Annotated in this window: 23 protein-coding genes; 12 read left to right on the top strand and 11 right to left on the bottom strand. The window is 69.1% G+C overall.

Annotated elements, in window-relative coordinates; genetic code table 11:
- Window positions 1–30: 30 nt before the first annotated feature.
- Window positions 31–738, top strand: coding sequence for a hypothetical protein (locus tag OHA17_RS41220; RefSeq protein ID WP_406510984.1), 708 nt, complete (start codon window positions 31–33; stop codon window positions 736–738).
- A 90-nt stretch (window positions 739–828) separates the two neighbouring features.
- Complete coding sequence (locus tag OHA17_RS41215) at window positions 829–1536, top strand: RDD family protein (protein WP_331721466.1); 708 nt, start codon at window positions 829–831, stop codon at window positions 1534–1536.
- Window positions 1537–1742: 206 nt separating this feature from the next.
- On the opposite strand, the gene OHA17_RS41210 is transcribed toward OHA17_RS41215, so the two are convergent.
- The 3 genes from OHA17_RS41210 to OHA17_RS41200 are packed head-to-tail and all read right to left on the bottom strand — an operon-like array spanning window position 1743 to window position 4206.
- Window positions 1743–2534, bottom strand: a complete 792-nt coding sequence (locus OHA17_RS41210) for an ABC transporter permease (RefSeq protein ID WP_331721465.1) — start codon at window positions 2532–2534, stop codon at window positions 1743–1745.
- Window positions 2531–3508 carry an ATP-binding cassette domain-containing protein gene (locus OHA17_RS41205; protein WP_331721464.1) on the bottom strand — a complete coding sequence of 326 codons (978 nt, stop codon included), beginning with the start codon at window positions 3506–3508 and terminating at the stop codon, window positions 2531–2533. Before OHA17_RS41205 ends, OHA17_RS41210 begins: the two co-directional genes overlap by 4 nt.
- Window positions 3509–3534: 26 nt before the next feature.
- Complete coding sequence (locus tag OHA17_RS41200; protein WP_331721463.1) at window positions 3535–4206, bottom strand: DUF4097 family beta strand repeat-containing protein; 672 nt, start codon at window positions 4204–4206, stop codon at window positions 3535–3537.
- 222 nt (window positions 4207–4428) lie between these two features.
- Here OHA17_RS41200 and OHA17_RS41195 point away from each other — a divergent pair, with 222 nt between their 5' ends.
- From OHA17_RS41195 to OHA17_RS41180, 4 genes are all read left to right on the top strand, one after another.
- Window positions 4429–5184, top strand: coding sequence for a helix-turn-helix domain-containing protein (locus OHA17_RS41195; protein WP_331721584.1), 756 nt, complete (start codon window positions 4429–4431; stop codon window positions 5182–5184).
- Window positions 5185–5648: 464 nt separating this feature from the next.
- Window positions 5649–7799, top strand: coding sequence for a telomere-associated protein Tap (tap, locus tag OHA17_RS41190; protein WP_331721462.1), 2151 nt, complete (start codon window positions 5649–5651; stop codon window positions 7797–7799).
- 9 nt (window positions 7800–7808) lie between these two features.
- A complete protein-coding gene (gene tpg / locus OHA17_RS41185; RefSeq protein ID WP_331721461.1) occupies window positions 7809–8366 on the top strand; it encodes a telomere-protecting terminal protein Tpg in 558 nt (185 codons plus the stop codon).
- A gap of 134 nt (window positions 8367–8500) precedes the next feature.
- On the top strand, window positions 8501–9229 hold the full coding sequence (locus tag OHA17_RS41180; RefSeq protein ID WP_331721460.1) for a TetR/AcrR family transcriptional regulator: 729 nt from the start codon (window positions 8501–8503) through the stop codon (window positions 9227–9229).
- 309 nt (window positions 9230–9538) lie between these two features.
- Here OHA17_RS41180 and OHA17_RS41175 read toward each other — a convergent pair whose 3' ends face one another.
- From OHA17_RS41175 to OHA17_RS41160, 4 genes are all read right to left on the bottom strand, one after another.
- On the bottom strand, window positions 9539–9943 hold the full coding sequence (locus tag OHA17_RS41175; RefSeq protein WP_331721459.1) for a DUF6009 family protein: 405 nt from the start codon (window positions 9941–9943) through the stop codon (window positions 9539–9541).
- The gene (locus tag OHA17_RS41170; RefSeq protein ID WP_331721583.1) at window positions 9940–11388 is read right to left on the bottom strand and encodes a phage/plasmid primase, P4 family; all 1449 of its coding nucleotides are present in this window, start codon (window positions 11386–11388) and stop codon (window positions 9940–9942) included. Before OHA17_RS41170 ends, OHA17_RS41175 begins: the two co-directional genes overlap by 4 nt.
- A 59-nt stretch (window positions 11389–11447) precedes the next feature.
- Window positions 11448–12572, bottom strand: coding sequence for a bifunctional DNA primase/polymerase (locus OHA17_RS41165; protein WP_331721458.1), 1125 nt, complete (start codon window positions 12570–12572; stop codon window positions 11448–11450).
- A 793-nt stretch (window positions 12573–13365) separates the two neighbouring features.
- Window positions 13366–14076, bottom strand: a complete 711-nt coding sequence (locus tag OHA17_RS41160; RefSeq protein WP_331721457.1) for a TetR/AcrR family transcriptional regulator — start codon at window positions 14074–14076, stop codon at window positions 13366–13368.
- 264 nt (window positions 14077–14340) lie between these two features.
- On the opposite strand from OHA17_RS41160, the gene OHA17_RS41155 reads away from it, so the two are divergent.
- The gene (locus tag OHA17_RS41155) at window positions 14341–15069 is read left to right on the top strand and encodes a GtrA family protein (protein ID WP_331721456.1); all 729 of its coding nucleotides are present in this window, start codon (window positions 14341–14343) and stop codon (window positions 15067–15069) included.
- 24 nt (window positions 15070–15093) lie between these two features.
- On the opposite strand, the gene OHA17_RS41150 is transcribed toward OHA17_RS41155, so the two are convergent.
- Window positions 15094–17010 (bottom strand): acyl-CoA dehydrogenase, encoded by a 1917-nt coding sequence (locus tag OHA17_RS41150; protein ID WP_331721455.1) that lies wholly within the window; start codon window positions 17008–17010, stop codon window positions 15094–15096.
- Window positions 17011–17446: 436 nt separating this feature from the next.
- On the opposite strand from OHA17_RS41150, the gene OHA17_RS41145 reads away from it, so the two are divergent.
- The 3 genes from OHA17_RS41145 to OHA17_RS41135 all read left to right on the top strand — a co-directional run bounded on the left by OHA17_RS41145 (window position 17447) and on the right by OHA17_RS41135 (window position 20377).
- A complete protein-coding gene (locus OHA17_RS41145; RefSeq protein WP_331721454.1) occupies window positions 17447–18139 on the top strand; it encodes a ScbR family autoregulator-binding transcription factor in 693 nt (230 codons plus the stop codon).
- Between the two features lie 101 nt (window positions 18140–18240).
- Window positions 18241–19473, top strand: a complete 1233-nt coding sequence (locus OHA17_RS41140; protein ID WP_331721453.1) for a cytochrome P450 — start codon at window positions 18241–18243, stop codon at window positions 19471–19473.
- Window positions 19474–19756: 283 nt separating this feature from the next.
- A complete protein-coding gene (locus tag OHA17_RS41135; RefSeq protein WP_331721452.1) occupies window positions 19757–20377 on the top strand; it encodes a ScbR family autoregulator-binding transcription factor in 621 nt (206 codons plus the stop codon).
- 51 nt (window positions 20378–20428) lie between these two features.
- Here OHA17_RS41135 and OHA17_RS41130 read toward each other — a convergent pair whose 3' ends face one another.
- On the bottom strand, window positions 20429–21151 hold the full coding sequence (locus OHA17_RS41130; protein WP_331721451.1) for a ScbR family autoregulator-binding transcription factor: 723 nt from the start codon (window positions 21149–21151) through the stop codon (window positions 20429–20431).
- Between the two features lie 646 nt (window positions 21152–21797).
- Between OHA17_RS41130 and OHA17_RS41125 the strand changes: the two genes are divergently transcribed.
- Complete coding sequence (locus tag OHA17_RS41125) at window positions 21798–22631, top strand: AfsR/SARP family transcriptional regulator (RefSeq protein WP_331721582.1); 834 nt, start codon at window positions 21798–21800, stop codon at window positions 22629–22631.
- Window positions 22632–22682: 51 nt separating this feature from the next.
- Entirely contained in the window at window positions 22683–23327 is a 645-nt protein-coding gene (locus tag OHA17_RS41120) for a ScbR family autoregulator-binding transcription factor (protein ID WP_331721450.1), read from the top strand.
- A gap of 214 nt (window positions 23328–23541) precedes the next feature.
- On the opposite strand, the gene OHA17_RS41115 is transcribed toward OHA17_RS41120, so the two are convergent.
- Together OHA17_RS41115 and OHA17_RS41110 are read right to left on the bottom strand one after the other, a co-directional pair.
- Entirely contained in the window at window positions 23542–24534 is a 993-nt protein-coding gene (locus tag OHA17_RS41115; RefSeq protein ID WP_331721449.1) for an AfsR/SARP family transcriptional regulator, read from the bottom strand.
- On the bottom strand, window positions 24531–25265 hold the full coding sequence (locus OHA17_RS41110) for an alpha/beta fold hydrolase (RefSeq protein WP_331721448.1): 735 nt from the start codon (window positions 25263–25265) through the stop codon (window positions 24531–24533). The genes OHA17_RS41115 and OHA17_RS41110 overlap by 4 nt, the downstream gene beginning before the upstream one ends.
- Between the last annotated feature and the right edge of the window lie 183 nt (window positions 25266–25448).

Raw genomic sequence — 25448 nt, 5'->3', positions numbered from 1 at the left:
ACTTGCGCACACTGTTCTTCAGTACGTACAGTGTTCACTGCAACGTACGCCGTACGAATCGAGTGGGGGTGGGGCATGGAGGTGGAAGAGCGACAACTCGCCGCAGCGCCCGGCCCGTTCACCGCGTTCCTTCGATTCGTCCTGTGCGGTGGCGGTCTGGGGGTCGCCTCCAGCAGCGCCGTGGCACTCCTCGCTCTGCTGCTGCCCTGGGCGCTGGCCAACGCACTGGTCACCGCTGCCTCGACGGCCCTCGCCACGGAGCTGCACGCCCGTTTCACGTTCCAGGCGGGTGGTCGTGCCGGGTGGCGTCGGCATGTGCAGTCGGCAGGGTCGGCGGCGGGTGCGTACGTGGTGACCTGCCTCGCGATGGTCGCTCTGCATGCGCTTGTGGCCTCGCCGAATGTGCTGGCCGAGCAGGCCGTCTACCTTTCGGCGTCCGGACTCGCGGGCCTCGGGCGGTTCATCGTGCTCCGGCTGTTCGTCTTCACCGACGCCCACGACCAGCGACAAGACTCGCCCGGCACATCGGTCCACGACGGTGCGGACGCCCGTGCGGAGGAAGGTGTCCACCCACGGCCGGTCCGTCGGCGGGCCCGCGAATCCGCTCGAACGGGGAGCGCACTGCGAGGCCCCTCGCCGGGACGGGCGCGGCAAGGAAGACGCCAGACGCATCCGGGCGTGGTCGGCCGACGGCGCAGACCAGGAGGACCTGTCTGCGTGCCCCGGATACCGGCCTGACCGGCCCCGACCGGTGCATCTGGATACACGAGACCGGCGACCTCGGCCGACCGGAGCCGTCACCGCCCTTCACACCAGTGGGAGACGACCATGTACACCAGCTCGCCGGACCCCTTAACGCCCCAGGACCGCCCCGCCATCGCGCGCCGAGCGATCGCCTGGTCGGTCGATTTCGCCCTCATCCTCGTCGCGGCGTACGCCATCGGCGTCTACACCGCCCACCAAATCACCGACGTATGGAGCAACGCTCCCGAAATCGGCCTGTCCAGCTGGCAGATCATCACCGGTGACGGCAGCGCCATCGACAAGGCGGGGCAGATCGCCACGTCGCTCTGGGACCAGGTGGTCACAGCCGTGATCCAGGGCTTCCTGCTCCTGGCCGCCACGACCTTCGTCTACCACTGGGCCACTCTCGCCGTCACCGGCCGCACCGTTGGCAAAGCACTCGTCGGCATCCGCATCACCCCGCGCACCCCCGCCCGTGCCGCTGCCCGTGCCGCCGTGACCACCATCGCCGACGTGGGCTGCTTCTCCTTCGCCTGCTGCCTGCTGATCTCCGGACACCCCGTCTGGTCCGTCTTCGCCTGGCTGGGCGCGGTGGCTGTCTTCTGGTTCAACGCCCTGTCGGCGTATTCGGGTCGCACGGTGGCCGACCGGGTGGCGGGCACGACTGTGGTACATGCCGAGACGCCCGACTACGCCCCACCGACCACGACTTGGAGTCCTCAGGCTCCGCAGAACGCCCCGGCCGTACCCCCCATGCCCCAGCACGAGCCCCAGTCCACCCCGGTTTCGTAAGCGCCTGTCTACGATCACGGCACCCGTGTGGTGTGGGGGACGTGGCCTTGGCCGGTGTTTGACGGAAGTTCCGGTCGGCAATGTGCGCGAGCCTGGTCCGCGGACGGCCGAGAACGCCGACGGGGCGGCGTGCACCGACGCGGTGTCGGAGTACGCCACCCTCGGGCGGGACGAACTGCGGGAGGCGGCCCGCGCTGTCATGGCGGTTACTTCGGGTCGCTGTTGAACTTCGCCTTCGACCAGAAGTAGCCGAGCACGGTGAGGCCGAGAGCCCAGGCGATGGCGAGCCATCCGTTGTTGCCGATCTCGGTGCCGAGGAGCAGGCCGCGCAGGGTCTCGATGGCGGGGGTGAAGGGCTGGTACTGGGCGATCGGCTGGAACCAGCCCGGCATCGAGTGGAGCGGCACGAACGCGCTGGACAGCAGCGGCAGCAGGACCAGCGGCATCGCGTTGTTGCTGGCGGCCTCGACGTTCGGGCTGATCAGGCCCATGCCGACGGCGATCCAGGTCAGCGAGAGGGAGAAGAGCACGAGCAGCCCGAAGGCCGCGAACCACTCCAGGACGGAGGCGTCGGTGGAGCGGAAGCCGATGGCCACGCCGACCGCGCCGACGACGACCACGCTGAGGATCGACTGCAGCACGCTGCCGATGACGTGTCCGACGATGACCGAGCCGCGGTGGATCGCCATGGTGCGGAAGCGGGCGAGGATGCCCTCGGTCATGTCGTTGGAGACGGAGATCGCGGTGCCGACCACGGTGCTGCCGATGGTCATCAGGAGCAGCCCGGGGACGATGTAGGCGATGTACTTGGCGCGGTCGGGGCCGCCGCCGCCGATGCCCATGCTCATGGTGTCGCCGAAGATGTAGACGAAGAGCAGCAGCAGCATGATTGGCGTGAGCAGCAGGTTCAGGGTGAGCGACGGGTAGCGCCGGGCGTGCAGCAGGTTGCGGCGCAGCATCGTCGAGCAGTCGCGTACGGCGAGGGACAGGGAGCTCATCGGACGGTCTCCTTCTGGGCGGCACCGGCCGGGACGGTGGCGACGGGGGCGGTGGGGTGGCTGGTCAGGGCGAAGAACACGTCGTCGAGGTCGGGGGTGTGGACGGTGAGCTCGTCCGCCTCGATGGCGGCGGAGTCGAGCCAGTCGAGGATGGCCCGCAGCTCGCGCTGGCTGCCGCCGCTCGGAATCTGCAGCGAGAGCGACTCGTCGTCGCGGGTCGCCTCGCGCAGCGCGACGGCGGCGCTCTGGTACGCGGCCGGGTCGGTGAAGCGGAGCCGGACGTGGCCGCCGGGGACGAGCCGCTTGAGCTCGCTCGCGGTGCCCTGGGCGACGAGCTTGCCGCCGTTCAACACCGCGATCCGGTCGGCGAGTTCGTCGGCCTCGTCCAGGTACTGGGTGGTGAGGAACACGGTCACGCCGCCCGCGACGAGGCCGCGGATGATGTTCCACATGTTGTGCCGGCTGCGCGGGTCGAGGCCGGTGGTCGGCTCGTCGAGGAAGATGATCCGCGGGCTGCCGACCAGCGTCATGGCGATGTCGAGGCGCCGGCGCATGCCGCCGGAGTAGGTGGAGGCGGGCTTCTTCGCGGCCTCGACCAGGTCGAAGCGTTCGAGGAGCTCGGCGGTCACCCGGCGCCCCTCGCGGCGGGACAGGTGGTTCAGGTCCGCCATGAGCAGCATGTTCTCCTCGCCGGTGATCAGGTTGTCCACCGCCGAGAACTGCCCGGTCACCCCGATCGCGGCGCGCACCGACTGGGCGTGGGAGGCCAGGTTGTGTCCGGCGACCCACAGCTCGCCGGCGTCGGCGCTGATCAGCGTGGAGAGGATCTGCACGGCGGTGGTCTTGCCGGCGCCGTTCGGGCCGAGCAGCGAGAAGACGGTGCCGGCCGGGACGTGGAGGTCGATGCCGTCGAGGACGGTCTTGTCCCCGTAGGCCTTCCGCAGCCCGGTGGCCGCGATCGCGAAGCTGGTCATGAGGGGTGCTCCTTCGGAGGCTGCGGTCAGAGGCTGCGGGCGGTGATGTCGCCGTAGGAGGTGGTCGCGTGGATGTTCAGGCCGGCGGCGGTGCCGTCGGTGTTCTTGAGCGCGTTCTGAATCCGGCCGTAGCCGGTGCCGGCGTCCAGGGAGGCAGAGACTCCGCGGGCGGCGCCGACCGAGATCTCGCCGGACTCGGTACGCAGCCTGACGGTGCCGGACACGGCCTCGGAGATGCGGATGTCGCCCCTTTGGGTGCGGATCTCCGCGGGGCCGCCCAGGCGGCCGACCGAGACGTCACCGTCGAGGAGGATGAGGCGGGCGCCTGCGGCCTCGTCGAGCTTGACCGGACCCAGCGCGCCCTCGAAGGCGACGTCGCCGAGCCGTCCGACGCCCCGGAACTCGGCGCCGGCCGTCTTCGCCTCGATGCGGGAGCCGGCGGGCAGTTGGATGGTCACCTCGACGCATCCGGAGGCGCCGAAGTACTGGTTCTTGGTCGGTGCGGCCTCGATCCGCAGGACGCCGTCGCCGTATTCGACCGTCGTCTCCTTCGCCGCTTTCACGTCGCGGCTCTTGGAGGCGTTCGCGGGCCGGATCTCGACCATGGTGTCGGCCCGGTCGGCGGCGATGAGCTGGATGCGTCCCGCGGGGACGTTGAGGACGGTGGAGATCGGGGCGGGGGTGTCGAACTTCTGCATCGTGTTCTCCTGCAACTCGTTGTTTCTGATGATGGAAACGCTACGTTGCGTTCATGAATTCTTCAACGAGCTTGTTGCGTTAGAACGGTATTTGAGCAGGTGAAGCGCTATAAATCATTGCAATGGTTTTGGATTTAACGCAACGCCCTCCACTCATTGCGTTGCAATGAGTGGAGGGCGAACGCTATGCTGGAGGCATCAAGGAGAGCGAAGGAGACCGCAATGCCGGGAGGCAGGCTCACCCAGCAGGAACGCCAGCAGATCGCGCTGGGGGTGGCCGACGGCCTCGCCTACGCGGAAATCGCCAGGCGTCTCGACCGTCCGACCTCGACGATCACGCGTGAGGTGATGCGCAACGGCGGCCCCACCGGCTACCGCGCCGACCTGGCCCATCGCGCCACCGAACGTCGTGCCCACCGGCGCAGGCAGGCCCCGCCCCTGAGGGCGGGGGCACCCTCGCAGGCCCACGGGCGCGACGCCGATGCCGTGCGCGAGTACGAGGAGACGTTCGCCACCGTCTTCATGCAACAGGGCCTGCCCAAGATGACGTCCCGGGTACTGGCGTCCCTCTACACCACCGACGCGGGCAGCCTCACCGCGTCCGAACTCGTCCAGCGCCTCCAGGTCAGCCCAGCGTCCATCTCCAAAGCGGTCGCATTGCTCGACAGCCAGGGCCTCATCCGCCGGGAACGCGACGAACGCCGCCGCGAGCGCTACGTGGTCGACAACGACGTCTGGTACCAGGGGATGATCGCCGCCGCCCGGGGCCACGCCCGGCTCGTCGAGACCGCGCGGCAGGGCGTCAACGTCCTCGGCTCCGGCACCCCGGCCGCCGCCCGCCTCGAAAGCATCGCCCGCTTCGTCGACTTCGTCGGCGAAGGCATCGCCCGCGCCGCGGAGCAGGCCCGCGAGGTCCTCTTCACGAACGCCGAAACATCCTCGGGCGGCACTGACACGCCGCATTCGGATCGCGGATAGACACGTCCGGCGGACCCGGAGGGCGGCGACCTCGGGCCCCGGCCGGACTGCGTCCAGCAGCTGGCACAGCAAGGGCGGTAGGTCTCCAGGGCGGCGACGAAAGGCCAACGTGCCTCTGCCACTTCATCCCGGGCCCCGGATGGGGAGGCGTTCGTGCGCGGTTCGAGAACTGGGCAGCCGTGCATGGCTCGGACCCGATGGCGCTCGAAACAGCACAGGTGATCCGGCCCCATCAGGGACCTCGCACTGACGCTGGTTGAGGACGAAGGCCGGCCCATGGCGCTCTTCAAAGAGTGCATCCTCCGTATCGACGGCGGCACCGCTCGCGTGCGCTGCTGACCCAAGCGAAGCCACCGAGCCTGAACAACAAGCTGAGACCCGCCGAAAGCACCTCCGCCCGGCGTGCGCTTCGTGTGCGTTTCGACGTGCGGTTCACGTAAGGTGCGCTGCTGGAGGTGAGGGACGTGTCCCACGAGCAGGAGGGGCTGTTCGCTTCCGTCGATGCCTTGCTGGAGCAGGTCAACGCGGAGGACGGACTGCCGGAACCGACCGAACGCAAGCGGCTTCGGAAGGCCGCGGGCCTGAGCCAGGAGCAGGTCGCCAATGCGCTGGACGTGCGGCGGGAGTCCGTGACCTCCTGGGAGGCCGGGCGCACCGAACCCCGGCAGCCCAAGCGGGCCGCCTACCTCCGCCTCCTCGAAGGCCTCGCCGCCCGCTATCCCGCACCCTCGATCGCCGCACCTCAGCTCGTGCCCGAGCCAGCCCCTGTCTCCGCCCCTGCGCCCGCTGCTACCCCGGCCCCGGCACCTGCCGGGCCGTTGCCGACGGCACGCCGGGCGGCCGCGAAGAAGGCCGTCGCCAAGCCGGCCGCTCCCGCTGGGACCGATCCCCGTTTCGCACACGGTCCGCTCGCCGTCCTGGACGGCGACGGGTCCGCCTACTGCGTCGGCGGCCTAGTCCTGGACTGCCCGGCCACCGACATCGTGTCCCTGGTCGAATGGGCGTTGAACGAAGCGAAGTTGGGTGCCTCGCGGCTGCACCGTTCGGGCAAGGACTCCGACCCGCTCATCGTCGTCACGGCGGCCGCCGCCGAACGCCTCGGGCTCCCAGCCGTGCTGGAGGACCGGCGGGGCCTGCGGCTGCCGGAGGCCCACCCGACGGTCGAACGGATCACCAAGGCGAAGTGGAAGCTGACGAGGCGCGGCTTCGGGCCGTGGGCGCGCGTCTACCGCCCGGCGCGCTCCGGACAGCGCCAGTGTGTGCAGTTCGCGGTCCTGCCATGGGGCGCGCTCGACGCCCGGGCCTGGGGGAGCGCGGACCGGTTCCCGCCGGCTGAACTCGCCCGTGTGCTGGGCGGATACGCGACCCGTGTCATCACCCCGCGCGGCTCGACCGCCGTCTCGGGTCTGGAGCTGATGACCGCGCTGCGGCCGCCGACCCGCGCGGTGAAGGACCAGCGGTCCGAGGCATGGGTGTCCGGTCCGATGCCCGGTTCCCTCACCGAGGCGGTCGATCCGGCGCCGCCCGAGGCCCCGGACGAGCACCCCGTCGTGGCCGCGCTCCACCCGCGCGGCCACCAACGCACCCCCGCCGACGTCCTCGACGAAGAAGCCTTCGACTGGATCCGGGACCCGCAGCTCCTCACCGACGCCGAGTGCACCCGGAAGTTCGCGGTCGGCATCGATGTGAACACCGCGTTTCTCGCCGCCGCGAACCGTCTTGTCGTGGGGCTCGGCGCCCCCGTCCACGTCACCGCCCCGACCTTCGACAAGACGGTGCCAGGCTCCTGGCTGGTCGACCTGTCCGGCATCGGGCTGGACCCGCGCCTGCCCAGCCCGTTCACACCGGACGGCGTGCGGCCCCAAGGCCCGGCCTGGTATGCGACTCCCACCGTGGCCTACGCCCACGAACTCATCGCCACCTACCGGCTGCCCGTCACTCTGACTCCGGTCGAAGCCTGGATCCGTCCTGAGAGCGGGGCCTACCTCGACCCCTGGTACAAGCAGCTGAGCGAGGCGTACAAGGCGACGATGGCCGACCTCGGGATCGAATCCGGAATGGACGAACGGGACTTCCTCACCGCGATGGAGACCTGCAAGGCGGGTGACCCGGGCATGGCCGCCGTCCTGTCCGCAATCAAGTCGACGGTCAAGGGAGGTATCGGCAAGCTGCGCGAGCGACCGCAGGGCGCGGGTTATCGGCCCGGCGAGCGCTGGCCCGCGCTGGAACGGCCGACCTGGCGGCCCGATATCCGAGCCGCCGTCATCTCGACCGCCCGCGTCAACATGCACCGCAAGCTCGTCAGAACGGCCCTGGCCACCCAGCGGGCACCGCTCCCCGACGGGCATCTGCACCTCGCCGACGACGCACTGCTGCCCGTCGCCCTGCTGTCCGACTGCGCGGTCTACTTCGCCGACGGGCCCGGCCCGCTGGACTTCCTGCCTCACACACCGGACGGGAAGCCGGCACCGGGGACGTTCCGGCTCGGAGTCAGCCCCGGCATGGTCAAGCACGAGGGCACCCAAGAACTGCTGTGGGCGGTGAAGATGCTCGACGAAGGCCACAACCCGGCCCGGCACATCAAGGGCACCGACGCTGCGATCGACGGAGAGTAGGCGACCTCGATGGGCATCCTCGGCGACAGCCTCGACAAGGCCGCGGCGAACACGTTCACCCGGCCGATCCCCAAGTCCGCCCAGGCACAGGTGAAGTTCCTGGTGAAGCAGGAGAAGGGCTCGACCCGGAACGTGGCTCGGCTGTTGGGCATCTCCCAGCGCACCGTGGAGCGCTACCTCACGGGCCAGATCAAGCAGCCCCGCACGGAGCTCGCGGCCCGGCTCCAGGAGGAGGTGCGCAAGCGGTGGCAGCCGAAGGTGCGCGCCAGGGCGCAGAAGCAGGCCGCCACCACGGGAGGCATCGTCATCGAGACCCGTGCCCGGTTCGGCTACACCGCTGCTCCGGGCACCAGCGACGACGGCCGGCTGCGCCTCATCACACAGGCTCTGCCGCCGACGTACGCGTCCCGGCTCTTCGAGGCCCAGGCCTCCGGCGCCACCGAGCAGCAGCTGCGGGACATCGCCGCCGAGGGCCTCCAGGAGATCTACTTCAAGGACCGCGGCCGCCGCGCCCAGGATCTCGTGGTCGAGTTCAGCGACATCGACTACGTCGAGCTCGACTACTAGACGGGCTGAAACCCGGTAGTGCCCGTGGGGAGCGCTGGTTGCCCCAGAGCGTTCGGTGTACGCAACATGCGAACAGCATGACTACGGTAGGCCGGTACAAAGATTGTTCGAGCGGGAGAGAAAGAGGACACCTTATGGCTGGCGAGACGCCGATTCCCTCGGTGTGGACCCGTCCGCACCGGCAGCGTGAACAGCTGAGCCGCGAGCAGATCGTGTCCGAGGCCGTGAAGCTGCTGGACACCGAGGGACTCGAGGCCCTGAGCATGCGGCGCCTTGGCACCCGCCTCGGAGCCGGGGCCACCTCTCTCTACCGGCACGTGGCCAGCAAGGACGAGCTGATCGAGCTGGTCGTGGACGAGGTCTACGGCGAGCTCGTGGTACCGGCCGCCGAAGGAGCGACCAACTGGCGGAAGGCTGTTGGCGCCAGTGCCCACAGCCTGCGGTCGATGGTGCTGCGCCACCCCTGGGTCGCTTCCGTGCTCGGCCAGGTCGGGCTCGTACACCTCGGGCCCAACGTGATGCGGATGTCGGACCGGATGCTGGCCGTGTTCGGAGCGGCGGGCTTCGCGGCCGAAGAGGCCGACCAGGCCATGAACACCGTCATCGCCTGCGTCATCGGCATGACGACCAGCGAGGCCGCCTATCTGTCGATGATCGCCCGCAGCGGCAAGGACGAGCAGGAGTGGCTGGAAAGCCTGATGCCGGCCGCCGAACAGGCCGCGCAGGACTACCCGCGGCTGCGTGAGGGCCAGGCCGCACACCGGGACAAGAACCCGCAGGAGATCCGCGAGGACAACTTCGCGTACGCGCTGGAACGGGTGCTGGATGGCCTGGAGGTCCGGCTCGGCCACACCGGCGGTTAGGCGGCCGCTGCGCAGCGACTGAAGGGCAGGCGACTCTGATTCGTTCAGTCGCTTGCCCTTCAGTCGTCAGTAGTCCCAGGTCAAAAGCCTGTTCCCGATGAAAAAGCGACTGAAGCGACTGAAGCCTCCTATCTATGACGCGCACACGCGCATGCGCACCCGCGCGGGAATGTCTTCATAGATGGAACCTTCGGTCGCTTCAGTCGCTGAAAGGCTTGGCGAACCCCGCCTGACCTGGTGTCTTTTAAAGCGCTGGCGGGCAGCTACTCAGTCGCTGAGGAGCTGCCCGCCTTCAGTCGCTGTCCGGGCTCAGTCCTTGGGCAGCGTGATGCCGAGCTCGCGCATCGCCTCGGACTCTGGGCCGCCCTCGGACCGCTGGGTCTTGTACCCCTTGATCCGCGGGGCGATAGTGCGCGGATCGACAGCCTCCGACGGTGCTCCGCAGGCGTAGAGCCCCGCGGGCTGACCGTCCCGGTCATGCGGCGCGAGCCAGAACACACGGCGGAGGAAGGTTCCGGACGCGCGGGAGGAGCGCGCCTCGGGGCCGAGCACCGCGTAGCCGACCATGCGGCCGCCCCGGTGGTAGGCGGGCTTGCCGCTGCGGGTGGGCAGCCGGTCCAGGCTCTGGCGCACATAGTCCAGGCCGGTGATGTCCTCCAGCCATACGAGCCTGCTCTCGTGGGCGAGCTGCTCGGGCTCGATCAGGGCGCTCATGAGGTTGCTCCCACTTCGGTGTTGAGCCCGATTCCCGGGTAGAACTTCCGCTGATTCGACAGGATCATGTCTTTGGGGGTGGCAATGCCGACAGTCTCCCGCACTCGGGCGGCGAAGGCTCTGGACGAGACGGGGTTGGCGCCCTCCAGCTGGCACCAGTCCTTGTAGCTGTTGTAGAGCTGCGCCTGCTCGGCACGCATGGCGGGCGTCAGCGTGCAGCACTCGCCCAGGAAGCGCCCGGTGTGGTCCTCGGTCTCGGCGTAGGCCGTGGTGGCGGTACGGACCTGCTGCGGGCCCGTGAGGTCACGTGGCCCGGTGAGGTAGCGACGCGCGCCGGTGACCAGCCAGTTGAGGATGCCAGGGCCCTCCTCGGTGACCAGGACGTCGGCGAGGTTGTCCACCTTGCGGTCGTCCGCGACGACCCGCTCGAAGGGGATGAGCTTCATCCTGCGCCAGAACGCGTAACCCCCGGTGCCCACTTCGGGACGGTGATTGCCCAGCAGCCAGAGTTTGTGGGTCGGGTTGAACCCGAAGAAGTCCTGACGCATCCGACGGGCCTTGATGCGGTCACCACCGGTGAGGAGCTTGACCCGGGCCTCGTCGAACCGGTCGCCTGGCTTGAGCTCCGAGCACACGATGATGCGCCGACCGTGCAGTTCCGCCAGGTCGGTGGGGTGTCCCTCGAAGGGGCGGGCCATGAGGAAGCCGGGCGGGGCGGCATCCGCGTAGTCGCCGAGCAGCTTGACCATCACGTCCAGCAGCACGCTCTTGCCGTTCTTTCCCTGCCCGTAGAGGAACGGCATGATCTGCGCGCCGACATCGCCCGTGATGGAGTAGCCGAGCAGTTCGTGCAGGAAGTCGATCATCTCGTGTCCGTCGGCGCCGTCGCCGAAGGTGTCGGTCAAAAAGCGCTGCCAGCGCGGTGTGGCCATCGTCCGGGAGGGGACGCTCGTGGCGCGCGAGTGGTAGTGCTTCTCGGGATCGGGCGGGGCGAGCGCGCCGGTGGTGAGGTCGATGACGCCGTCGGGCGTGCACAGGGCGTACGGATCGGCGTCCAGCAGGGAGGCGTTGAGGACCATGCCCGGTGCCGCCTTCGCCTGCATCAGCATGGCCTTGATCCCCGACGTGGACAGAGCCCGCCGCCGGTGGCGGCGCAGCGCAGAATCGGTGTACCGCGCACGGGCGTCGGTCTCGGCGAGCGACTCGGCCATCTCGCCGGCCGCCCACAGCACGTTGTCGTCCTCGTCCATCTCCCAGCGGAATCCGGACCAGCGGTACCAGCCCAGACCCGGGACATGGCGGAAGTCCCGCCCGTACAAGGACACGAACAGCTTCGCGTTGCCCCGGTCGCTGAGGCTGTCGGGCAGCAGACCGTGCTCACTGGCCTGTGCCGCGACCGGATCGGATGTCGCCTGCGCGGGTACGCCGTCGGCGGAGCCGAGCATGATCTGGCGGGCGACTTCGACCGGGTCGAACAGGCCCTCCTGGGGCGATGGCGCGTCGTTCACGTACGGTCTCCCGGATTGAGCGGCCGTCGGCTGCCTGCGCTCATCCCGCTGCGGATGATCTGCAGGCAGCGGCGTTCCTGGCCGGGACGTGCATGTGCGGCGGCAGCCACCAGCGCGGACTCCGCGTCGGCGAGGGCCATGCGGCCGGCCCCCACCAGACCGCCCGCGGTGAAGGCGGCGCGGTTGAGCTTCTCGCTGAAGCCCGCGCCCTCCGGAACGGCCGCGCACTCCGCCACCGCCGTCAGCACGGTGGCCAGGCTGCGCTGCGCTGCGTCGCGGCCGCCGCGCGCGGCGATGACCGCGGCACGGGCCCGTGAGGGTACAGGTGTCGCCGCTCTCGGGGACGTCGCGGCCGGGCGGTGGCCGGTGCGCTCAAGTTCGGCGGCGAGCCAGCCCGGCAGCGGCGCGGGGTGCCTGACGGGCCGGCAGACGGTGTACGTGCCGACGGCGGTCGTGGTGCCGGGAGCGATGATGTAGCCGCCGTGCGCCCGGACATCGACCTGCCACGCCAGTGCCCGCCGGGCACTCGATCCGCTGGAACAGCGCCAGACATGGCCGGGCCGCGCCGTGTACCACAGGTGCAGCCCCCCGGAAGGAGTGCGCACCCGCAGGGTCGAGGCGTCCTGGCTCGGGTCCTGGGCGCCGCGCAGCGCGGCCAGCAGAGCCAGGCTGTGAAAGCCGTGCTGAAGGCCCCCCAGCGACACCGAGGTGGGGATGTGGATGCCGGGCAGGAGCCGGTCCGGATCCGGCAGCGGCGCCCGGTGCGCGTCCACGTCGATCACCACGAGGTTCGCGGGCCCGCAGGCGACGCCGACCCCGAAGCGGGGCTGCTCCGTCCACCAGGCCGCGATGCGGGACGGGTCGGTCGTCGCGGCGTGAAAGCCGTGGCACCAGCGACCGGCGGCGATGCAGGGGCAGGCCTGAGCACTGTGCGGCTGGTTCCGGCAGGTGTCGCAGTTGGCGGCCGGCGTCTTGCGTCCGGGGGCCAACGGGTGCACGGGCCAGCCCTGTTCGGCACACCATAAGGCGGTGCCCAACGACGCCCCCGGCCTTGGCCGTTCCTGCTCTATCGCTGCGTACCGGGATGAGTCGCTGTCAGAAATCCCCAGGTCAAGGGGCATTGATAGTTCCTTTCAGCGACCGAAGCGACCCAAGATCGAAACATGTTCAGCACAGGCTAGCGGAGTGCGCTCGAACGGTCCTGCAGTTGGCGCCCCCGGCAGGACGGCTGCCCGACGCTTCCGATGCCAGAGCAGCCTCTCCCCTCGGTAGCGACCGAAGCGACCGTTGCCGCGTATTGAAGTCGTCAATGTGCGACGGAATCGCGGCGTCCGATTCGGCCGGGCTTCCGGACCGGCAGCACAGCCGTTCCCGTGGGAGACAAGGCCGTTGAGCGCGGCCGTCCGCCCGCGTGAGGGCCGTCTGCGGCGTGGTGCCGAAGGAGGCGGGGTCAGCTTGCTCGGCAAGCAGCGATGTCGGCCTTTGTCGAGCAGCCGTCCAAGTCCCGCTCTGTCAGCCGGTCAGGAACCCACAGGAGATCACCGGAGGATGAACATTCGTCCTGGGCACGGCCGTGGCCGGCGAACCGGGTTGTGACGTGAGAGGACGTTCCTTGGTGATGTGCATGCCGTTTCCCCCGGGCGTGCGAAGTGACGCTCCGCGGCTTGCAGGCGCGCAGAGCCTTGCTGTGCTGTGTCAGGTACCGGCTCTTCTTTTGTCGCCGCCGGTTCCCCGAGGCGTGCGCGCAATCCGTCCTCGGCTCGGGGAAACCTTCCATCGCAAAATAAAGGGTAACCGGTCTGTTTGTCGAGTGACTGGCGAGTTCTCCTGGTACACAGCGCAGGCCTGACTGCGGTCAGGCCTGCCTACTTCCCGAGGCCGGGAAGCACGTCCAGTGCCGCAACGGACCGGTCCTCAGGAACGGATGGCCGGGTCGGCCTCCGACGAACCCTCACCGGCCCGCCCGGAAAGCGGGATTGCCGCCGCCCGCCCGCCGCCCGAAGACCGCCCGGTCTCACCGGCCGTGCCGGCCTCCTCGCTCATGCCCACCCCTGCCAGAGCCAGCCGCCAGACGCTTTCGAGCTGGGCGACACCGCTCCGCGCTGCCGCTCCCGCCTCAGGACGGGTCCGCAGGAACGCCTCCGCGCCCGCCGTCAGGTACTGGACCAGCACCGTGACTTCCGCAGGCCCGGCTCCGCTCCGCAACTGCCCGTCGGCGTGGGCCTGGTCGACGAGTTGTTTCACAACCGGGAGCCATACGTCCGACCAGCCCCCGGTGCCCGGCCGCTCCCTGGTGAGCCGCACCGCGCAGCGGACGGACGTCTCCTCCTCCAGCAGACGGGTGAGTTCAAGGGTCAGTTCGACGACCTTGCGCAGCGCGGGACCGGGACGGGCCGAGACCTGAAGCAGCGCCGCCTGTGTGAGTGCGCGGCCCTCGTCCATCACCGCGTCGGCCAGTTCCCCCTTGGTCGGGAAGTGGAAGGTGAGGGCGCCCAGCGAAATGCCCGCGGTCCCGCACACCTTGGCCAGGGACGTTCCCTCGTATCCCTCGCGGTCGAAGTGTGTGGCCGCGGCCTCCACGAGGACAGCACGCGTCCTCGCCGCCCGGCCCTGCTGCTTCGTCATGCTCGCTCCGAGTTGGGGTTGCCGATGGAGGCGTGGGGCGCGCGGTGGGTCTCCGCGGTACTGAAAGTGTGCACTCCGTACGCGCCCAGTATCGACCTCCGTCCGAACAGGCCGCGGACGCACGGTGCACTCATTCCCCCTCTTCCTTTCCGCGGTCGGCGCCCCCAAGGAGTCTTGAACGATGTGCGTCCTTGCGAACAGTGTTCCTCAAGCCGTACGCTGTTCCTTGTAACGTACGTCGTGCGAATCGAAGGGGAGGGGCGGATGGTGACGTCGGAAACGCACCAACTTTCCGCGGTGCCCGGCCCGTTCGCCGCGTTCGCCCGATTCGCGCTCTACGACGGCGGCATCGGTGTGGCTGCCAGTGCCGCGGTGGCACTGGTTGCCCTACTGATGCCTTGGGCGGTGGCGAACGCGCTGGTCACCGCCGCGTCGACCCTCCTGGCCACCGAGGTCAACGCCCGCTTCACCTTTGGAGCCCGCCGTAGCGCCGACTGGCGCCAACATCTGCAGTCGGCCGGCTCGGCCGTGGCCGCCTATGTGGTGACCTGCGCCGCGATGGCTGTTCTGCACCTGGCCGCGGCCTCGCCCGGCGTGCTGGGCGAGGCCATCGTCTACCTCTTGGCCTCCGGACTCGCCGGCATCGGGCGCTTCGTCGTCCTCAGGATGTTTGTCTTCGCCGCTGGCCCGGGCCCGGAGCGAGTCCGGCCCGGAAACGTCGCCAGCGACGACCAAGCAGCGACAACCCCCGTCCTGTACACGGCGCATGAGGGGGAGGAGCGGATGAGGGTGGCGCGTCGTCTGGTCGCACACGCCACCTCGTCGCCGCGCACCGCACACTGCCGTTACCGGCCCCATCACTCGGTACGGCCGGCCTCCTGGTCCGTGCGTGGGGGCGGAATGCGGTTCGTCGGCCTGGTGGGCGGGCCTTCCGCCCCGGGCGTAGGCGCTGCCCGGCCGGGGCGGGAAAGATCCGGCCGGGCAGACCGATGACGGCCCCGTGCTGCTGAATCGAGGTCAGGCGTGCACCGGCTCGGCGTTGTCGGGCATCCGGTCGAGGTACTGGTCGACACCGGCGCCGCTGGCGATGGGGATCGAGGCGAGGATCTCGTCCGGCAGGTCGAAAGCGTCCACCAGGGTCAGCATGTGCGGGGCGAGGTCGGCGACGACGGCCTCGATCGCCTTGGGGAACTCGCGTATGTGCTGGATGGTCAGGTGCCCCTCGGCGAGCAGGTCACCAGTGTGCTCGCGGAGCTGCTGGAGGAGGAACAGCCGGCACAGACGGTCGAGAAGGAAGCGGGCCGTGGAGTCCGTTGCCTGCTCGGCCGCGGCGAGGAAGGCGTCGGTCGCCTTCAGACGCGCATGTGCCGAGACCATCTCCAGGGCGGGGCCGGACGTCTCGTTCCACCGCGCGATCGGGTCGCCGAACGGGCCCTGGCGCACCGCGATGCGGGCTCGCGTCTGCCACAGCGCTTCCACCTCGGCGAGAAGGCCGCGCAGGAAGTCCAGATCGGTCAGCTGCCGCTCGGCGGCGGGCCGGTCCGACAAGCTGTGACGGTCCGTCTGGTGACTGAAGATCATCTCTGCGGCAGCCTTCACCCAGATGACCAGGTTGTCGCCTTCGGCGGTGATGGTGCCTTCGACGTTGGCCTGCAGGTCGGCCAGGCGATTGATGTGGAAGAGACCCTGGGCCCCGCACCGCTCCCGGCATTCGATCATGATGTTGCGCGCCTGCCAGGTGGTCCAGCCCTTGGCGACGGCCACCAGGCGCTCGGCGTCCGCCCTGTCCGCAGAGGTGTGCTCCGCCCATGCGGAAACGGCCGAGCGATGTAGAAACGTCATGGCGTAGGCGGTGGCGAGGGAATGGAGCAGCCTGGCATGGTGGCTGCGGTGCGCGACCAGTGGCACCTGCTCGCCGGCTTTCGGGCCGCTGATGTGGCGGCTGTGGGCGTAGCGCACCGCGATCGCGAGGGCGGTGCGGCCCGCGCCGACGGCCGCCGCACTCATGCACAGCTTGCCCGTGGTGACACGGCTGATGGAGCGCAGGAACCGCTTGCGCCGGTTGCCCACGTTGCTGCTCAGCGTTCCGTCGGGGGCCAGTTGCCCGTGCTCGGCCTCCAGCAGTGCCTCGGGAGGCAGCCGTACGTGGTCGAAGGAGGTGAGGCAGTGGTCGACGGGGCTTCCCATCCGCTCCGGCAGGGGGACGACCGTGATCCCGGGCCGGGGGCCGGTCTCGTCACTCAGCGGCACCAGGAACAGGAACACTCCGTGCTCCTGTTCCCCGATCACCAGGCGTGCGGCCACCAGGGCGCTCTTGGGGCCGCCGGTCATGCTGGTGTTCGGCATGAACTTCCGTGCGCCAGGGGTGGGGGTGTGCAGGAGGAAGCCGCCGGTCACCGGGTCGAGGGTCGCGGTGGTCTGCAGCGCCGCGGCGTCGTTGCCGTGCTCCAACTCGGTGCACAGAAACGTTCCTGTCCGCTGCATGGAGGTGTATTCGGACAGATTGCGCCGGTAGCCGTCGTGGTCGAGGACGCTGCCCAGGAACAGGTTGTAGTGGATGCTCGCCAACGTGCACAGGCCGCTGTCGACGAACCCGGTCCACTCGTGCAGGCTGGCCAGTCGCCGGGGGTCGGACGCGAGCGCCTCGGCGTTGTCGATGGTGTGGTTGACCAGACGCAGACGGTCGTAGGACAGGGCGGTCCGCGCCACGGCAGGCAGGCCAGGGCGGTAGGAGAACTCCTTGCCACTGATGAGCTTGCGCCACGACTCGTGGACGCGGTCCCGGTCCTGCTGGTCGAACAGCAGGTGAGCCAGCTCGCCCGAAGCCAGGGCTCGGCTTCCGAACCGAGCCGGATCACTTGGTGCTGAGGTGATGGGGACTGTCTTCGTAGCTACGACGACGGGCGTTTCCTTCTGGAACGTGAGCATAGCCATGCTCGGCACTCTCCCCCGTGAATGGACCCAACAATGGGAACTCAGGCCTCACAAGATACGTACCAACCGGTTTTTATTCAAGAGATTCTCTAGGGCTTGACAACAGACTGACGCCGGGCCGGGCGCCTGTCGGTTGCGTCACAGCCGGGCCAACTGCCGGGCAATCATGAGCGTGACGTGCTTCTATCACCGATCTGGCGGTGATAGAGCAAGGCTTGAGGCTGCCTGCCGGAGGGCTTGAAAAACCGGTTCGCTGGTTTTATATTGGGTCCTGTCGGTCGGTTTCACCGGGTGATCACCCCTCGCCGGGACCCTCGCGCACCTCGCGCGATACGTAGAGCGCCGAATGCGCTTCCATCTGCCTACGGAGAGTAACTATGTGTTAGCATACGAACCCTACGGTTTCTTTTCGTTCGGGGGAGTGCGGAGGTGTGTTATGGCGCAGCAGGAACGGGCTATCAGGACTCGAGAGAAGATCCTCATCGCAGCAGCAGAGGTCTTCGACGAGGTCGGATACGACGCTGCCACCATCTCTGAGATCCTCAAGCGATCCGGGGTGACCAAGGGTGCCCTTTACTTCCATTTCGCAGCCAAGGAAGAACTCGCCCAAGAAGTGCTGGCAGGCCAGGTCATGGCGATGCCGGCCGTCCCGCCGCGGGAGCTGACACTGCAGCAGGCTGCGGACGAGGCGCTCCTGCTCGCGCACCTGCTCAATTCGGGCGATCCGATGGTGCGCGGAAGCATCCGTCTCACTGTGGACCAGGGCGCGGACCGTGACGGGCTGGACAGGCGTGTCCCGATGCAGGCCTGGGTGGACCGGGGCGTGATCGCCCTGGAGAAGGCGAAGGCTGACGGAGAGCTCCTGCCCCACACCGACCCGGCTGCCCTCGCCAAACTGATCGTAGGGTGCTTCACCGGCGTCCAGGTGCTGTCGAACATCATGACCAAGCACCAGGACATGCCCGAGCGAGTCTCCGATCTCTACCGGACCCTGATGACAGCAGTCGCGGTTCCGGGTGTCCTTGTCCAGCTGGACTTCCGGCCGGAGCGGGGCGCCCAAGTGTATGAAGAGGCCATGGCGCTGCGCCACGGGGCGGGAGCGTCCACGGCCGAAGCAAGTATCCGATGACTCAGCCCTGATTCATCGGAGTGGGAGGGAACGGAGTCCTCCCACATGCACAGTTGGAACGCGAATCACCGCGCAATGACCAACTTCTGGGGAGTGCACCGATGGAAAAGACCGCTTGCCCGTACGCTCTGGACGTCTCGGGGCAGGACCTGGCCGGTGAAGCCGCACAGCTCCGAGCTCAGGGGCCGGCCGTGCAGGTGGAGTTGCCGGGCGGAGTGCTCGCATGGGCCGTCACCCGCCACCGCTACGTCAAGCAACTGCTCATGGATTCGCGGGTTTCCCGGGCTCCCCGACTGCACTGGCCCGCGCTGATCGAGGGGCAGATAGCAGAGGACTGGCCGCTCTACCACTGGGTGTCGGCGGAGAACATGCTGTTCTCCTACGGCGAGAGCCACGCCAGACTCCGGAGGATGATCTCGGGGGCGTTCACTGCACGGCGTACCGAAGATCTGCGGCCTCGGGTCGAAGAGCTCACCGCCGCACTGCTCGACACTCTCGCGGCCGCACCGGCGGGAGACCCGGTCGACCTGCGTGCCACGTTCGCCAAGGTACTGCCGATGCAGGTGATCTGTGAGCTCTTCGGGGTCCCCGAGGACGCCCGGCGCCCGTTGATCTCCGCGATCGAACGGACAGTCAGCACCTCGGTGTCGGGCGAGGAGATCTACAAAGCTCAGATGCAGGTCTTCGCTTCAGTGGCCCAACTGGTGGCGCACAAACGAGACGAGCCCGGGGACGACCTGACGACCGTGCTGCTCGACATCCGGGATCAGGGCGAAGGACTCACCGAGCAGGAGTTGGTGAGCACCCTCAACATCATGATCGGGGCGGGGCAGGAGACCACGAGCACCTTGATCAGCAACGCCACTGCCGCACTCCTCTCCCGACCGGAACAGCTGGAGCATGTCCGCGCCGGCCGGGCGAGCTGGGAAGACGTGGTCGCTGAAACCTTGCGGGTTCACAACCCGGCGGCCTACATACCGCTGCGCTTCGCGGTGGAGGACATCGAACTCGACGGCATCACCCTCAAGAAGGGGGATCCCATCCTGGTTTCTTTCGCCTCGCCCGGTCTCGATCCTGAGCAATACGGCGACGGCGCTGCGGTGTTCGATGTCCTGCGCACCGATCGCGACAATCTGGCTTTCGGGCACGGCGTGCACTTCTGCGTCGGAGCGAATCTGGCGCGGATGGAGGCGTGCATCGCCCTGGCGGCGCTCTTCGAGCGCTTCCCGGACATGACGCTGGCCTGCTCGCTCGACGAGGTTGCGCCCTTGCCGACCTTCGTCAACAACGGCTACGGCGCTCTTCCCGTACTCCTTGGCCCGTCCACGCGCTGACCCGGCCGTTGCCCCGCGGCACAGACGAACTCCGCAGCCTTTATTGGGCTGCGGAGTTCGTCGTTTTGGACACCAAGCATTCAGTAATGGCTGGGATCCGAACCCATCGCAGTAGAAACCGCCTAAGCGGTTTGTTAACATGGTTGTGCGGACGACGTCCAAACGGCCATAGTCGCTGTGCGTATGCAGGTCGTTACGGTAGTGACCGGACGGGGGAAGCGCGCGGGCCGTCCCGCCGTGAAGTCCGTAGCCGATGCCCCCTCTGCACCACCGGAGCCCTTAGATGGCCAAACAGGATCGCGCGGTACGTACGCGCAACGCGTTGATCGAGTCCGCCGCCGAGCTGTTCGACCGGGACGGCTACGAGCATGCGTCGCTGTCCACGATCAGCACCCAGGCGGGGGTGAGCAACGGTGCGCTGCACTTCCACTTCACCAGCAAGGCCGCCCTGGCCGACGCGGTCGGTCAAGCGGCGGCGCAAAGGCTCCAACGGATCACCCAGCAACAGACCGGCAGCGCTCTGCAGACGCTCATCGACGCCACGCATGCCCTGGTGAGGACCCTTGACCACGACGTGGTCCTGCGCGCCGGTTTCGGGCTGGGCGACAGTCTTGAGCACGTGCGCGCGGGCGCGGGCCTGCGCGGAAGGTGGCAGGAGTGGGTGGAAGACGCGCTGACGCGAGCCGAGGGGGAAGGCGCCCTGGCGGCGGAATCCTCGGCGCGTGACGCGGCGACGGCTGTCGTGGCGGTCACCGCGGGGCTGGAGACTCTGGGCCGCCAGGACGAGTGGTGGCTCTCGCACACCCCGCTCACCCGGTTCTGGCGACTGCTGCTGCCGAGGCTCGCGGAATCGTCCTGTCTCGACGGCCTGGTGGCCTCCGGGACCTCGGCCCCGACTCCTTGACCGCGCGTTTGCGTCCCGGTGCCGGGCCTGCGAGGGGTGTGGCAGGCCCGGTCAGTGAATGGGCACCGGGCGGGTGGACAGGCCAGGCCTGCGCGCCGTGAGCTGGGCGCGGCGCACCGGCCCGTGCCCGCCAGGAGGTGTCCGGTCCCGCCCGCCGGAGTGTGTGCCGGCCGGCTCCAGCACGGCGAGGGCTGCCGGGGTGGCCAGGGCGGGAAGGACGAGCGTCCAGAAGTCGGTCAGTGTCGTGTGCGAGAGCCACCCGGCGTCGTCCCGGGCGAGCAGTTCCAGACCGGTAGTCGTCGCCACGATGGAGGCCGCCACGTCGTCGGGGACGGCGTCCTCGACGAGTACGCCCTCATCCGCGGCCTGCGTGAGAAGCCGCTGGACGTACTCCCGCCATTCCTGGCACACGTCCCACTCGGTCTCGCACCTCGCATCGCGGCTCAGCTGGAAGCCCGCGCGCGCCACGACGTCGTCCCGGAGTGTGTCCGCCAAGACGTGCGAGGTGTTCGTCAGCGTCTGCAAAGCGTTCGTACCGGGCTGCGAGGCCGCCGATCGGGCCGCCGTGCGCAGAATCGCGGCCGCCGCGTCCTGCACTGTTGACGCCAAAGCGGCTTTGGTCTCGAAGTGGAAGTGCAGGGCACCCGTGCTGACTCCTGCACCGGTGCTGATCTCCGCCAGCTTCGCTTGGACGTATCCGTGCCTCAGGAACGTCTCCGCGGCGGAGTGGATGAGTGAGCGCAGGGTGCGCACGGCGCGCTCCTGTTTCAACACCGGTGGCTCCTCACGGTAGGAGAGAACATATTAAACCAACCTTGCGGTTTCATTCTAGGCCTGTTTACTCGACCGCGCCCACTTGTCAGCTAGCTATGTCCCATAACTAGTGGGATATTCCCGGCATATCTGGGCATGCGTACAGCGTGTGCCCATAGAGGCAGCGTGCGCCCAGTGAGACAGTGTTACGCATTCAGTACGCCGTACTGCGGGACTTCTAGCGAAGCTGTGGCAAGCATCGAGACGGCAAGTAGAAACCAGGGAAGCGGTATGTTTCCATGATGGCGAAAGGTTGCTCGATGCTCGGCCGGTCGCTTCACCCCTGCCGACCCCCCCTTCGGGTGGCGCCGCGCCGGTTGATTTCGGACTCTACGCAGGTCCCGCTTCCATCCCTCCGGGGTGCCGCAATGGGCCTACGTGCAGGCTGTTCGGCTGAAGGGGTGGTCGGCGTCCTGCGTTCGTCGGGTCTGGCTGTAGGCCCGCTTGAGGTGCCGTGGGGTTCCAGAAAAACAGCGCGAACGGTTTGGTATTGACAAACCGCTCGCCCCGTTTTTTACTCGTCCTGTGCCGAGAACCGGTTCTGCCGCAACCCTCGGACGACTAGCGGCTCATGACTCATACGCGATACACGAACAGGGGACACGGCGTGGACATCGATGTACTGGGCGCATTGGCCGTCAGGGAGAACGGGATCTCGGTGACACCGACCGCGCCGAAGCCGCGGCAGGTGCTGGCCCTGCTGGCGCTGCACGCCGATCAGGTGGTGCCCATGGCGTGGCTGATGGAGGAGCTCTGGGGCGAGCGGCCGCCGCGCAGTGCGCGGACGACACTGCAGACGTACATCCTGCAGCTGCGGGAGCTGATCTCGGTGGCGCTGGAGCGCGGCCCTCAGGGCAGCGAGTCACGCACCGCCAAGGACGTACTCGTCACCATGCCCGGCGGCTACCTCCTCAAGACCTCGGGCGGCACCAGTGACGTCCGCGAGTTCGAGCGGCTGTCCGGCGTGGGATACCGGGCCATGGACGCCGAGGACTTCTCGGCCGCGGGCCGCCAGCTCCGCGAGGCCCTCATGCTGTGGAGCGGCTCCGCCCTGGTCGACGTACAGGCAGGACCTCAGCTGGAGATGGAGATCCGGCGCCTTGAGGAGACCCGGCTGTGCGCCCTCTACCAGCGCATCGAAGCGGACCTGCGGCTGGGCCGGCACCGTGAACTGCTGGGTGAGCTGACCGTTCTGGTCAGCCGCTACCGCACCCACGAGAACCTGCACGGGCAGTTCATGCTGGCGCTGCACCGGTCCGGGCGCCGCGGTGAGGCGCTCGACGTCTACCAGCGGCTGCGCAACTCCCTGGTGCGCGACCTGGGTCTGGAGCCTTCCGTCGGACTGCGCAGGCTGCAGCGGTCGATCCTCACGTCCGGCCCCGAACTCGCTCCGGAGACGCCCGCCGCCGTCAGCGAGGATCGTCTCAGCCGCGTCGGCTGACCTGACCCACCGTCAGCACGGCATTCCCGTACGGAAGGAGAGGAGTCCCGGATGCAGGCCAGGTCGGAGCGGACCCGCCGGAGGCTGGTTCACGCCGGTGCACGGACGTTTGACGAGAACGGCTTCGCCCAGGCGACCCTGCTGCAGATCGCCGCGGCCGCGGGGACGACCAAGGGCGCGCTGTACCTCCACTTCCGTTCCAAGGACGCGGTGGCCGACGCGGTGCAGGAGCAGGGCCGCGCGATGCTCGGCGACTTCGTCCAGGAACAGTGGCAACGCGGCGTCCCGCCGGTCCAGGCGCTGATCGACATGACGCACTGGCTGGCGCGCGGCCTCCACGAGGACCCCGTCGTCCGGGCCGGCTTCCGCATCACCAACGAACGCACCGGGAGGCGGCCGTCGGCCACCGACTTCCACCAGCTCTGGATCACCGAAGTAATGCGGCTGGCCGGGCCGGCACGGGTGGCGGGGGAGGTCGTCGACCACGGCTCCGGCGACGGGCCGGAGACACTGCTCTCCGCCGCGGTGTGCGGCATCGTGGCACTGGCGGGCACCGGCATGTCGTTCCCCGAACTCAGCCGCAGGGTCGGCGCGTTGTGGGAGTTCCTGCTGCCGGCGCTGGTCCCGGCCGGCCACGCGGCGCGCTACCGCACGGACGCACCTTCCGTCCCCGCCGCCCTGACTGACGCCGCGTAGCACCAGCTTCTTGGACATACAGACCTTGATGGACCCCCGTGGAACGGACCGCGGGGGTCGATTGCGTATGCGCGGCGGCCGTCCGAAGTTGGTGCGGGTGAGCCTGCGCCCACGGCGTCGCCGGCCTGCGGGCCAAGGAGCCTTCGCCGCGCGGAGTTCCGGCAGGCCCCAGCCCGTATCCGGTGCGGGCAGCCTCGCGGCGCGGCGAGGGGTGCTACGACGACTTCGGGAGCAGGGCCGCCACGGCGTCGAAACGTCGTACCAACGCCTCCTGCTCCTGGCTGAGTTCGTCAATGCGCTGTCGCAGACGGGCGATCTCACCGTCCAGGTCGAGCGCCTCCGCCCAGGCGGTGGTCCGCGCGGGGGCGGGCACGGACCGCGGTGCCGACAGGCCGGGGGACTGGTTGAGGATCGCCTCCATCCGGCCGCGCAGGGCCGGGCCCGGTCCGATGCCGAGGGCGCCCGCCAGCCGGAGGCGCGCCCGCTCGTACACGCCCAGTGCCTCGGCCTGTCGGCCGCTGCGGTAGAGCGCGACCATCAGCAGGTCGTAGAACCGCTCGCGCAGAGGATGGTCGGCTGTCAGCCGCTCCAGTTCGCCCGTTATCTCACTGTGCTGGGCGCAGCGCAGGCTCACGTCGTACAACGTCTCCAGCGTGGTGAGCCGCTTCTCCTCCAGACGGTCGGCGGCTGCGGTGCAGATCGGCCCGTACCGGCTGTCCTGGAGCGCGGGCCCGCGCCACAAGGACAGGGCGTCGCGCAGGAGTTCCAGGGCGTGCGCGGGGTCGGACGGGGCCGCCGCCCGGCTCCGCGCCGAGAGGCGCTCGAAGCGCTGCACGTCGGTGGTGGCCCGGCCCAGGGTGAGCAGATAGCCGGTGGGCAGGGTGCTGATCCACTCCTGGCCGGGACCGCCCCCCGGCCCGCCAGGGGCAGGCAGCAGCCGCCGCAGCCGGGCCACATGCGCCTGCAGCGCGTTCGCCGCATTCGACGGAGGCCGGCTGCCCCAGAGCTCCTCGACGAGCCGGTCGGTGGAGAGCAGCTCACCGGCGTGGATGACGAACGCGGAGAACAGAGCACGCTGTTTGGAGCCGGAGGGCACGATGGCGGCGCCCGTCCGCCCGTCGTGGACCGCCACAGGGCCGAGCAGCCGGAACTCGGTCTGCGTACCCGCGGTGACCGTGGCCGGGGAGCCGAGGTCGAGGAGGGTCACCGCGGCACCGCGGGGGCGGCCTCGGCGAGCGCGAGAGCACGGCCCGCGTCCTTGACGATCCGCTCGATCACGGCGGTGGGGTCGTCCCGGAAGTAGAAGTGGTCGCCGTCGAAGAGGTGGAAGCCGACGAATCGCTCGCACAGCTCGGACCAGCCGGTGAGCCGGTCGGGCGGAACCGCCGTGTCGCGCTTGCCGCCGAACACCGAGAGCGGCACGGCCGGAGGCAGCGGGTCGGGCGAGGGCCGCCACGTCTCCCCGAGTCGCAGGTCTCCCCGGATGGTGGGGGCGAGAATGGCCCACAGCCCCGGGTCCTGCAGAACCTCGGGGGGCGTGCCGCCCATCGCCGCGATCTCGCGGCGCAGCGCGGCGTCAGAGAGCAGGTGGCGCTGGACCGTGTCGGCGGGCCGGGTCGCGGAGCTGGCCGAGAGCCCCAGCCAGAAGGGCGGTGTGCGGCCCTCAGCGAGCAGCCTCCGGGTCAGCTCGTACGCGATGGTAGCGCCCATGCTGTGCCCGAACAGGGCGAAACGGCCCGTGAGTCCGTCGCCCAGCTCGTGCAGGAAGTGGTCCACCACCGCGCCCACTTCACCCAGCGGAGGACGGTCGTCCCAGGGCCCGCGGCCCGGCGCGTCCGGTGTCCGTACGTCCCAGCTTGACGGGAACCGCTCAGGCCAGTCGCGGTACATCAGGTGCGATCCACCCGCGTGGTGGAACACGAACAGGCGCAGCTCCATGGTGACTCCGTCGACGGTTCCGGCAGGGACTTCGGACGATAGCTGCGGCACGGCGGGGGCGACGCGATCCGCGAGCCCGCCTCCAGCGGCCGTACAAGCCTTCTCAAGGAAGCGTGAATGCAGTGAAGTTCCCGGTCTGGAGGGGGACGTGAGCATGCATGCAAAGACAGGGAGGCGTGGTGC

Origin of the sequence: Streptomyces sp. NBC_00212 (assembly GCF_045206365.1) — a bacterium.
Lineage (GTDB): Bacteria > Actinomycetota > Actinomycetes > Streptomycetales > Streptomycetaceae > Streptomyces.
Note: the sequence above shows the minus strand (reverse complement) of the source record. Positions and strands in the feature narration are given on the sequence as shown.